Source organism: Streptomyces sp. NPDC002004, assembly GCF_053593975.1.
In genome coordinates this window covers 1-8,774 of the sequence record NZ_JBSFDP010000072.1, presented here as the reverse complement: position 1 = coordinate 8,774, position 8,774 = coordinate 1, and the positions used below count along the sequence as shown (strand labels likewise).

11 protein-coding genes are annotated in these 8,774 nt (G+C 72.7%); all 11 read left to right on the top strand.

Features of this window, described 5'->3' with window-relative positions; genetic code table 11:
• Positions 1–631: 631 nt before the first annotated feature.
• The 11 genes from ACWCP6_RS37010 to ACWCP6_RS36960 all read left to right on the top strand — a co-directional run bounded on the left by ACWCP6_RS37010 (position 632) and on the right by ACWCP6_RS36960 (position 8,336).
• Positions 632–1,012 carry a VOC family protein gene (locus ACWCP6_RS37010; protein WP_450937061.1) on the top strand — a complete coding sequence of 127 codons (381 nt, stop codon included), beginning with the start codon at positions 632–634 and terminating at the stop codon, positions 1,010–1,012.
• A gap of 616 nt (positions 1,013–1,628) precedes the next feature.
• Positions 1,629–1,952 carry a gas vesicle protein GvpO gene (locus tag ACWCP6_RS37005; RefSeq protein ID WP_450937060.1) on the top strand — a complete coding sequence of 108 codons (324 nt, stop codon included), beginning with the start codon at positions 1,629–1,631 and terminating at the stop codon, positions 1,950–1,952.
• A gap of 36 nt (positions 1,953–1,988) precedes the next feature.
• The gene (locus ACWCP6_RS37000; RefSeq protein ID WP_450937059.1) at positions 1,989–2,417 is read left to right on the top strand and encodes a gas vesicle structural protein GvpA; all 429 of its coding nucleotides are present in this window, start codon (positions 1,989–1,991) and stop codon (positions 2,415–2,417) included.
• On the top strand, positions 2,414–3,130 hold the full coding sequence (locus ACWCP6_RS36995) for a GvpL/GvpF family gas vesicle protein (protein WP_450937058.1): 717 nt from the start codon (positions 2,414–2,416) through the stop codon (positions 3,128–3,130). The genes ACWCP6_RS37000 and ACWCP6_RS36995 overlap by 4 nt, the downstream gene beginning before the upstream one ends.
• Before the next feature lie 56 nt (positions 3,131–3,186).
• Positions 3,187–3,423: a gas vesicle protein GvpG gene (locus ACWCP6_RS36990; protein ID WP_450937057.1), complete on the top strand. Its 237-nt coding sequence runs from the start codon at positions 3,187–3,189 to the stop codon at positions 3,421–3,423.
• A 102-nt stretch (positions 3,424–3,525) separates the two neighbouring features.
• The gene (locus tag ACWCP6_RS36985; RefSeq protein WP_450937056.1) at positions 3,526–4,701 is read left to right on the top strand and encodes an SRPBCC family protein; all 1,176 of its coding nucleotides are present in this window, start codon (positions 3,526–3,528) and stop codon (positions 4,699–4,701) included.
• Positions 4,698–5,066, top strand: a complete 369-nt coding sequence (locus tag ACWCP6_RS36980; protein ID WP_450937055.1) for a gas vesicle protein — start codon at positions 4,698–4,700, stop codon at positions 5,064–5,066. Before ACWCP6_RS36985 ends, ACWCP6_RS36980 begins: the two co-directional genes overlap by 4 nt.
• A complete protein-coding gene (locus tag ACWCP6_RS36975) occupies positions 5,063–5,866 on the top strand; it encodes a GvpL/GvpF family gas vesicle protein (RefSeq protein WP_450937054.1) in 804 nt (267 codons plus the stop codon). The genes ACWCP6_RS36980 and ACWCP6_RS36975 overlap by 4 nt, the downstream gene beginning before the upstream one ends.
• Entirely contained in the window at positions 5,859–6,044 is a 186-nt protein-coding gene (locus ACWCP6_RS36970; protein ID WP_450937053.1) for a gas vesicle protein, read from the top strand. The genes ACWCP6_RS36975 and ACWCP6_RS36970 overlap by 8 nt, the downstream gene beginning before the upstream one ends.
• Positions 6,041–6,307 carry a gas vesicle protein K gene (locus ACWCP6_RS36965; protein ID WP_450937052.1) on the top strand — a complete coding sequence of 89 codons (267 nt, stop codon included), beginning with the start codon at positions 6,041–6,043 and terminating at the stop codon, positions 6,305–6,307. Before ACWCP6_RS36970 ends, ACWCP6_RS36965 begins: the two co-directional genes overlap by 4 nt.
• Before the next feature lie 649 nt (positions 6,308–6,956).
• Positions 6,957–8,336 carry an MFS transporter gene (locus ACWCP6_RS36960; protein WP_450937051.1) on the top strand — a complete coding sequence of 460 codons (1,380 nt, stop codon included), beginning with the start codon at positions 6,957–6,959 and terminating at the stop codon, positions 8,334–8,336.
• Positions 8,337–8,774: the final 438 nt, after the last annotated feature.

Below are 8,774 nucleotides of genomic sequence, written 5' to 3'. Positions count from 1 at the left end.
CGGGCCGGTGCGAACGGATCCGGCGGGATCTGTCCGGTCGCGGCTCCCCGGCAGCGACAGCCATGGTTAGCGGCGGCTGTCGTGGGGCGCAATGACGTGACGTACTACCCGACTACGGAGAAATGTCCGAAATGGAATGATCGAGCGATATCTATGCAGATAGGGTCTCTGTCGCTCTCCTATCCGGCTTAGGAAGTGATCTGGCTCCTATGGGGGGCCTCACACGCACGGGGCCGGTCGAGGGGCCGACGGCGGCCCGACGGATGGCGCTCCGGCCCCGTCGGAGCGGGCGGCGACCGCGCCGGAGCCGTCCCGGCCCCGGCGCGGTGTCCCTGGGCTCGGGCCCCGGTGCCGCCGCTGCCGGGCACGGCATCGGCCGCCGGGACGACGTCGTCGATCAGGCCGTACTCCTCGGCCGCCTCGGCCGTGAACCAATCCGGCCGGCACACCCGTCCGCCCGCCGACGCCGGACGTCGAGGGTGTCGGTGACACGCGACCGCCCGGCGTCACCGCGCCCGCGTCGTCGGGGAGTACGTCGACCGGACCCCGTGCGAGGCGCCTGCCGCGTTCGCATGAGCAGGGGCGACCGGGGTACCCGGACAGCCCACGGTGTGCGACCTCGGGAGGGGCAATGACGGTTCGAAGGACGGCGGTTCTGGCGCTCGACTGTGCCGAGCCCGAGCAGCTCGCGGAGTTCTACGCGGCGCTGCTGGAAGGTGAGATACGGCGGACGGGGGACCCCGACCTCCTCGAGGTGGCCGGGGCGGACGGATCCGTCCTGGGGCTCCAGCGCGACCACGGGCTCGCGCCCCCGAGCTGGCCCCGCCCGGAGGACTCGCAGCAGGCACATCTGCTGGTGCTCGTGCCGCCGGACGAGCTGGACGAGGCCGAGCGCCAGGCGGTGAGCCTCGGCGCCACCCCCATGGAGGTCGTCGACCGGGGGACACCGCGCGAGGCGCGCCTCATGTCCGACCCGGCCGGCCACTCCTTTCTTCTGCGGGCGTGCAAGTGAACCCGGCCGGCTCGCCGGACTCCCCGACCTGACGGTGTCCCGTCCCGGCGCCCGGGGCTCCGGTCCCTTCCTGTGACTCGGGCGGCTCCGGCCCCGGTGGCTCCTGCGGCGAGCGACGGCGCCGGGTCCGCCCGGCGTGGCCCGGCCACATGGCTCGACGGCTCCGATCACCGTGGTTCCCGCGGCCCCGCCATCCACGGCTCCTGCGGCGCCGGTCTCCGTGTCCGGTGCCGACGGCTGCGGTCCGTGGTCCCGCCGGATCGGTCAGGCACCCGCACCTCACTCGGCCGCGGCGCATGTCCGCGCCTGCGCCGCCCCCTCCGTCGGCACGTTGCGGTGACGGCTCCGGCACATGCCGCCGCGCCGCGGACCATGTCCGGGTGCGCCGGGCCGCGCCGCACCGACCCGGTGAACGTATCCGCAGCTCACGGGGCGGAGAAGGCCGACTCGCCTTCACCGCCCCGCGCATCGGACGTTTGAGCGGACGCCGCCGGGCAATTCGCAGCCGAGAGGGACGTCGTGGCCCGTCCCCGAACGGGCCGGAACGTCGAAATCCCTCGGAGCACCGCGCCGCACCACAGCCAACAGGGCATGTGCGACATCGGCGCCGGTACACATGTCCACCCACGCATCATCCGACGGGACTGGGGCTGTAACCGTGTCTGATGGAACGTCGAAGCCGGTCAAGGTCATGCAGGTTCTGCAGGAAGCACGGCAACAGCTCACCGCGCTCACAGGAATGCCGGCCGAATCGGTGTCGTCCGTCGAAAGGACCGGCGACGGCTGGACCCTGCACATCGAGGTCGTCGAGCTGGAGCGCGTCCCCGACACGATGAGCCTCCTCGCCTCGTACGAGGTCGAACTCGACCCCGAGGGCGAGCTGGTGGGCTACCGGCGCCTGCGGCGCTACGAACGCGGCCGGGCCGACCCGAACCGGTGACCGGACCAGGCCGCGAGGATCACAAGGAGGCAGACGATGACCGTTGTGCCGGCGCAGCAGAGCAGCCGCTCGGGCGGCTCCAGCGGCTTGTACGACATCCTGGAACTGGTACTCGACCGGGGCCTGGTGATCGACGCGTTCGTGCGCGTCTCCCTCGTCGGGATCGAGATCCTGAAGATCGACATCCGTGTCGTGGTCGCGAGCGTGGATACATATCTGCGCTTCGCGGAGGCGTGCAACCGGCTCGACCTCGAATCCGGACCGCACAAGAGCCCGGGGCTGCCGGACCTCGTGGGCAGCGTGACCGAGTCCGGTGCGCGCGGCAAGGCCAAGGGCGCACTGAGCGGAGCGGCGGAGACCATCTCCACGGCGTTCCAACAGGCCCGGGACGAGGCGTCCGAGACATCCGAGTCGCGCCCGAGGACCCGGCGCACCACGAGCCGGCGCAAGGAGGAGAAGGAATGACCACGTACGTCTACGGCATCGCCCGCAGCTCCCACCCGCGGCTGCCGGAGAACATGGACGGCGTCGGAAACCCGCCGTGCCCGGTCCGTGTCATCGGCGACGGCGAACTGGTGGCGCTGGTCAGCGACGCCCCCGAAGGCCTGAAGCCCAAGCGGCGCGACCTGCTGGCCCACCAGAGCGTGCTGACGCGGGCCGGCCAGGCGGGGCCCGTGCTGCCGATGCGCTTCGGTGGCGTATCGCCGGACGACGACACGGTCGCGTCGGTGCTCAGGGAACGGCAGGACCACTACCTGGAGCGCCTCGGCGCCCTGGACGGCAAGGCCGAGTACAACGTCAAGGCGAGCCACGACGAGGAATCCGTTCTCCGTGTGGTGCTCGCCGACGACGCCGAACTGCGTGCCATGACCGAGGCCAACAGGGCGGCGGGAGGCGGAAGCTACGAGGACAGGATCAGGCTCGGCGAGCACGTCGCCTCGGCGGTGCAGGCCAGGGAGGCGGAGGACGCCGCCCGGGTGCGCAGCGCCCTCGAACCGCATGCCGACGACGTGGACGAAGGGCCGCAGAGCGGTGGATGGCTTGCGAACGTGTCCTTCCTGGTGGACCGCGGCAGGACGGACCAGTTCGCCGCGACGGTGCGGGCGTTGCAGGACGAACACCCCCACCTGGTCATTCAGGTGAACGGGCCGCTGCCGCCGTACAGCTTCGTCGAGTGACGACCAGGAGGCTCCGGCCGCGCGCCGGGGCACTCCGCGCATGAGGAGGTGACGCCGTGGGACTGCTGGGAGAGCTGCTGCTGTTGCCCGCCGCGCCGCTGCGCGGCACCGCGTGGGTGCTGCGGCAGGTGGTGGCCGAGGCCGAGAGGCAGTACTACGACCCCGCCGCGGTGCAACGCGAACTCGCCCGGCTCGAAGTCCTGCTGGACGCGGGCGAGATCGACGAGGACGAATTCGACCGCCGGGAGGACGAGTTGCTCGCCCGGCTCGAGAACAGGACGCAACAGCCATGAACGACACGTGGACCGTGGGCCTCGCCATCGGGGCGAAGGCGGCTTCAGCACGCACCTCCTCGGGATCGGTCCGTGCGTCCGAAGGCGAGGGAGGCGGGCGCCGTGGCTGAGAGCGCCGTGAGCCCGCTGGGGGACAGCCCCGCCGTCGACCGGCTCAAGCAGGAGCTGCTGGGATACCTGTTCGCACGGGCCGAGCGCGTGCTGATCGCCGTCGGACGCAAACTCGGTGAGTCGACGGTGAAACTGGAGGACATAGCCCAGGGCCGCAGCCCGGGCTTCGCCCGGCTGGCCCTGGAGAGCGGACGAAGGATCACCGCGGGAAAGGGCCCCGCACGTGCTGTCGCCGGGGCCGGTGCCGTCCGTCTGAAGGCCGCCGTGGCCGCCCGGGCCAGGGGCGTGGTGCGCGGCAGCCGTCGGCGCAGGGGTCCCCGGGGTCGCGGGTCCGTCGTCATCGTCGAGTCCGTCGACGTCGGTGTGCCGGTCGGTGACGCCTACGACCAGTGGATCCGCTACCCGTACGTCGCGGCCTTCGCCAAGGGCGTCCGGCGCGTGGACCCGGTCGACGGCACGACCTCGGAGTGGACCGTGAAGGCGTTCGGGTCCACGCGGAGCTGGACCGCCCGCACCACCGAACAGGTGCCGGACACGCGCATCGCCTGGACCTCCGAATCCGCGAAGGGCTCCGCCGACGGCGTCGTCACCTTCCACGCACTGGCCGACGAACTCACCCGGGTGCTGCTGGTCGTCGAGTACCGCCCCGGCGGGCTGCTCGAACGGACTGGCACCGTCCGGCACACCGGGGGCCGCCGCGTGCGGCTCGGCCTGAGGAACTTCGCGCGCCATGTCTCTCTCCCGGACGAGGCCGTGGACGGCCGGCGCGACGCGCTCCGGGACGGCGAGGCCGTCACCTCGCACGATGAGGCGGAGGACCTGCCGCAGGGTGCGTACGGCGAAGAGGACGAGGGCGAGTACGCGGAGGACGCGTACGAGGACGACGAGCCCGGCGCCGTGCACGACCGGCCCGACGGGGCCTACGAGGACGACGAGAGCGAGGACGAGTACCTGGACCAGGAGGAGGATGCCGTCCGACACGACGCCGGATTCGAGGACAAGGAAGAGGAAGAGGACGAGGAAGAGGACGAGGAAGAGGACGAGGACGAGGACGAGGACGAGGAAGAGGGCCGGTACCAGGACGAGTTCGAGGACGGCGCCGTGGGCCACGACGGTCGGGGCGACGAGCCGGGCCGCGCCGGGTCCGGAAAGCGGGGTGGCTCATGACCAGCCCGGTTCCCAGGCCCGGTGCACGCCTGGCCGACCCGTCTCCCGACGGAGCCAATCTCGCGGACATCCTGGAACGCGTACTCGACAAGGGCATCGTGATCGCCGGAGACATCCGTATCAACCTGCTCGACATCGAACTCCTGACGATCAAACTGCGTCTCGTCGTCGCATCGGTCGAGCGTGCCAAGGAGATGGGCATCGACTGGTGGGAGGAGGACCCCGCCCTGTCGTCATCCGCGAGGCGCCGGGAACTCACGCGGGAGAACGAGCGGCTCCAGCGACGAATCGCGGAGCTGGAAGGGCGCGGGGAGCAGAACTCGAACGAGCAGGCCCCCGGGCCGGAGCGGAGGGAGGACGGATGACCGCCGACGGAAGGCTGCGCTATGTCTACGCCGTGACGCGGCCGTTCGACGGAGTGCTGCCCGACGGCACCGGCGGTCTGGGCGGTGAGCCGCCCCGACTGCTCCACCACGGTGGTCTGGTGGCCGTCGTGGACGACGTCCCCGCGCGGGACTTCTCGGAGGACGCGCTGAAGGAGCACCTGGAGGACCTGGACTGGCTGGCCGCCACGGCACGAGCGCACGAGGCGGTGGTCGCCGCGCTGACCACGGTGACCACCACCGTGCCGCTCCGGCTCGCCACCGTGTGTCTGGACGACAGCGGGGTGCGCAGACTGCTGGAGTCCGCGCACGACGGCTTTCTCCGGGCACTGGACCGCCTGGAGGGCCGGGTGGAATGGGGGGTGAAGGTCTACGCCGGCCTCGGTGCCGCGCAACCCGTCGGCTCCACCGGGGGCGATCCTTCCGCTCCCCGCCCGGCCGGGCGTGACTATCTGCGCCGCAGGCTCGCCGAACGGCGGGCCGCCGAGTCCGGACGCCGCGAGGCGACGGAACTCGCCCAGGAGCTGCACCGCCGGCTGACCGCCCTGTCCGAGGAACAGGTGCTGCACCGGCCGCAGGACGCGAGGATCTCCGGAGTCCCCGGGGAGAACATCCTCAACGCGGCCTACCTCGTCCCGAGGGCACACTGCGAGGAATTCGCACGGGACGTGGAGGCGGTGAACGCGACCACGGACGACGCCGTGCGCGTGCAGCTGACCGGGCCGTGGGCCCCGTACTCCTTCGCCCGTCTCGGCACCGAGGAGCCCGATCGGCATGAATGAACACCGCGACCTCGCCCTTGTCGACCTGCTCGACCGGCTCCTGGCCGGAGGTGTCGTGCTCGCGGGCGACGTGACCTTGCGCATCGCCGACGTCGACCTCGTACGCATCGACCTCAAGGCCCTGATCAGCTCGGTCGGTGCGCTGGTCCCGTCCCCCTTCGAGGAGCCGTCCGTATGAGCCGCCGTGTGGACCTCGAACCCGACACCGTCGAGCGGGACCTCGCCTGCCTGGTGCTGACCGTCGTGGAACTCCTACGTCAGTTGATGGAACGTCAGGCACTGCGCCGGGTGGAGACCGGTGAGCTCACCGAGGACCAGGAGGAACGCATCGGGCTCACGTTGATGCTGCTGGAGGACCGGATGGAACTGCTCAGGACCCGTTTCGGGCTCGAACCGGAGGACCTCAACATCGACCTCGGCCCGCTCGGCTCGCTGCTGTGAGGGGTGCCCCGCCGCCGTACGCGTGACCGGCCTGCGGCCGTGACAGCCGGCGTGGACGCGCCGGAAGCGGAATTTTTGAATGCTCTTGAGCGGTACGTGGCGTGCATTGTCGGCCAATCGGTACGGCCTCGGCGACCCGCTCCCCGCACCGCGCGCCCGGCCGGTCCGGGCGGAGGTGCCCGACTCCGAGTGGCCCGGGCGCCGAACCTCCGCGGCGGTGATTGACGGGTGCAAGGCTCATGGCGCGACCGGCGTGGAATCCGGGGGCGCGTCCGGAGTGCGTATCGGCGCAGGTGGTGTCCCGGACAGCCCGCGGGCGCCGCGGCGCGCCGTGACCCGGCACCTGCGCGGCCGTGAACGGCCCATTTCGTCAAGGGTGTAGACCTGTGGGCGGGGCCGGCGATGTCCGGTCGGGTACCGTCCGGGCGTTCTGGCCAGTCGACGGTCGGTCAAATATGCCCGCCCCCGGCCCCGACGACGGTGTGTCCGACCCTTGTCGCTGTCCGTGGCCGCTGGTTAGGCTCCGGCTCGCTTTCGCATTTCGTACACGCTTTCTGCACATGCGGACCGGTCGCCCGGCCGGTCCGTGGGTTCCGTGCGTGTGATGCGGCGTTCCGGCCTGGAGCGTTGCCGTCCGGGTCCGGGGGAGGTGGAGACGGTCGACGCATCCTCAGCACCGCAGCCTGCCACCCCGCTCGGCCGGGGTGGCGACCAACCCTCCGGGGCGACCGGGCCGAGCGCCCGCCCGTGCCGACGGGACCTGAGGCTGCTGTGGGCGGCCAACGCGGTGGACGGCCTGGGCAGTCAGGCCTCCGGAGTCGTGTTCCCGCTGCTGCTGCTGTCCATGGGCCACGGCCCCGGCGCGGCCGGGGCGTTCGCCAGCGCCGCTGCGTTCGCGGGGGTCGCCATCGGACCCCTCGTCGCCGTACCCGCCGACCGCGGTCACCGCCGCCGCATCATGCTCGGCACTGCGGTGCTCTCCGCCACGGCCATGGCAGGACTCGCCGCCGCCTCGTTCGCCGGCCGGGCCCCGCTGTGGCTGCTCGGAGCACTCGCCCTCGCCGAACGGCTGTGTGCCACGGCGTACGAGGCCGCATCGCGCGGCGCACTCGTACACCTCGCCGACCACGACGAACTCCCTTCGGCGGCTGCGGGGTTACAGGCCGGGGACCAGGTCGCGCTGGTGGTGGGGCCCGCGTTCGGCGGGGCGCTCTTCCAGCTCGCCCGGCCCCTGCCGTTCCTGGCCGATGCCGTCTCCTACGTGGCCACGGCGGTGGGCGTACGTTCGATCCGCACGCCGATCGAGTCCCCGTCCCACGGCCGGGTCCGCCCACGGGGTGGCCGTCGCACGGCGCGGGCACTGTCCGGTGCGCTCGGAGCCGGAGCGGCTCTGGTCGCCGGATCGCCCGTGCTGCGGTTCGTCGTCGTGTGGACCTCGGCCGTGAGCGGAGTGGTGACCCTGCTCTCGTACACCGCGTTGTTCGTGCTCGGCGCGCACGGCGCGACCGCCGCCACCGGTCTGGTCCTGTCGGTCTCCGGGGCCACGGGGCTGCTCGGCTCACTGCTGTCGGTGCGGATCGTGCGCCGCCTCGGCTCCTTACGGACCCTGGTGGCGGCCACCTGGCTGCTGCTCGTTCCGCTGGGTGCGCTCGTCGCGGCCGACGGGCCGTGGACGTACGGACCGGGGCTCGCCGTGCTGTGTCTGCTGCTTCCGGCCGTCACCGTCGTCCTGTCGAGCACCGCCGTCGCCGCCGTACCGCACACCCTTCAGTCACGGGCCGGCGCCGTGGTCGGCGCGTCCGCCGCTCTGGCCGCGGCCGGCGCCCCGGCCCTCGCCGGTGCGCTGGTCACCACGGCCGGCCCGTGGGCCCCGGCCGCGGTGTGCACCGGTGCGGTCGCCGTGCTCGCCGTGTACACCCATGCCACGGCGCCCCGCACGCTCGGCACGACCACCGCCGAAGGCACGCCGGAGGACCGCACGGCCGGCCCCGGCGGGCACGCAGGGGCCGGGACGGAGGGGCAGCCGTGACCGGGCGCTACCAGGTCTTCCGCGCCGCACTTCCGGACGTGTGCCCGCGCGACGCGAACCGCATGGTGTTCACCGGGGACGCCGGGGGCCGCTGCGAGGTGTTCACCTGGGACGCGGCCGCCCGGCGGACGCGACAGGTCACCGACCGCACGGGCGGCACACTGCACTGCACGATCGACGCGGATGCGTACGTGTGGTGGTTCGAGGACGACCCCGAGGGCCGGGGGAGATGGTGGTACCAGGCCTTCGGGGGAGGACCGCGGGGGGCCCGGCCGCCCCGGGGGCCGGGCCGGCCGCCCCCCCGGGGTGGGGGGGGGCCGGGCCGCCCCCGCGCCCCCCCCCGCGCCCGTACCCGGGGGCCCCCCCGGCCCCGCGCAGCGGCGCCCCGGGCGGACGCTCGCGGGTCACCCGCACCCCGCTCCGCACCCCTCCCGAGAC

Excerpts from the sequence above, each read along its gene's own strand:
- ACWCP6_RS36970 (WP_450937053.1), top strand. The coding sequence starts at position 5,859 with ATGAATGAACACCGCGACCTCGCCCTTGTCGACCTGCTCGACCGGCTC.
- ACWCP6_RS37005 (WP_450937060.1), top strand. The coding sequence starts at position 1,629 with ATGTCCACCCACGCATCATCCGACGGGACTGGGGCTGTAACCGTGTCT.
- ACWCP6_RS36965 (WP_450937052.1), top strand. The coding sequence starts at position 6,041 with ATGAGCCGCCGTGTGGACCTCGAACCCGACACCGTCGAGCGGGACCTC.
- ACWCP6_RS36980 (WP_450937055.1), top strand. The coding sequence starts at position 4,698 with ATGACCAGCCCGGTTCCCAGGCCCGGTGCACGCCTGGCCGACCCGTCT.
- ACWCP6_RS36995 (WP_450937058.1), top strand. The coding sequence starts at position 2,414 with ATGACCACGTACGTCTACGGCATCGCCCGCAGCTCCCACCCGCGGCTG.
- ACWCP6_RS36975 (WP_450937054.1), top strand. The coding sequence starts at position 5,063 with ATGACCGCCGACGGAAGGCTGCGCTATGTCTACGCCGTGACGCGGCCG.
- ACWCP6_RS37000 (WP_450937059.1), top strand. The coding sequence starts at position 1,989 with ATGACCGTTGTGCCGGCGCAGCAGAGCAGCCGCTCGGGCGGCTCCAGC.
- ACWCP6_RS37010 (WP_450937061.1), top strand. The coding sequence starts at position 632 with ATGACGGTTCGAAGGACGGCGGTTCTGGCGCTCGACTGTGCCGAGCCC.